This is a genomic window from Polaromonas sp. P3_C2, assembly GCF_056402675.1.
The window spans coordinates 1-604 of the sequence record NZ_JBFUGX010001225.1; the positions used below are offsets into that span (position 1 = coordinate 1).

Sequence of the window (604 nt, forward strand, 5' to 3'; positions counted from 1 at the left end):
TCGACGATGAGTACGCCGTCCACGCCGGCCGCGGCAGCGTCGCGGATGAAGGCGCTTTCGGTTTTGCTGCCGCCGTGTTTGATGTCGTAGCGTTCGACCGGGTTGGCGTAGCCCATCAGAACGACGGGGGTGGCGCTGTCTTTGGTGCGGAACTGGCGCACCATCTCCAGCACCTGCGCCAGGCCGATGCCCAGGGACAAGGCTTTTTCACCCGCCTTCTGGATGACAGGGCCGTCGGCGCTGGGGTCGGAAAAGGGCACGCCCAGCTCGATCACGTTGGCGCCGCCGGCCACCATGCTGTGCATCAGCTCGGGGGTAACGTCGGCAAAGGGAAAGCCCGCCGTGACGTAAGGGATCAAGGCCTTGCGGCCCTGGCTTTTCAGTGTGGAGAAGGTGGTGGCAATGCGGCTCATGATTGCACCCCGCTGCCCTTGGCGCCGCTGGCATCGAACGAAGCCGCGGTTGTCGCACCACCCTTGACAGAGAAGCCCCGCATCGAAGGCCGGTCGTAAAACTCCGCGCCCGAAAGGTCGGCTACCGTGCCGATGTCCTTGTCGCCCCGGCCTGAGAGATTGACGAGCAGGCTCTGGTCGGGGGGCATGGT

The 604-nt window shown here is 65.1% G+C and carries 1 protein-coding gene and 1 pseudogene; both read right to left on the reverse strand.

What is annotated here, in order from left to right; all coding sequences use genetic code 11:
* Window positions 1-413, reverse strand: a 413-nt coding sequence (gene trpA / locus AC1DWI_RS25745) for a tryptophan synthase subunit alpha (RefSeq protein WP_477726269.1), incomplete at its 3' end; no start/stop codon positions are given.
* Window positions 410-604 (reverse strand): annotated as a pseudogene (locus tag AC1DWI_RS25750) (tryptophan synthase subunit beta); the annotation flags it as partial. The gene trpA and the pseudogene AC1DWI_RS25750, both read right to left, overlap by 4 nt.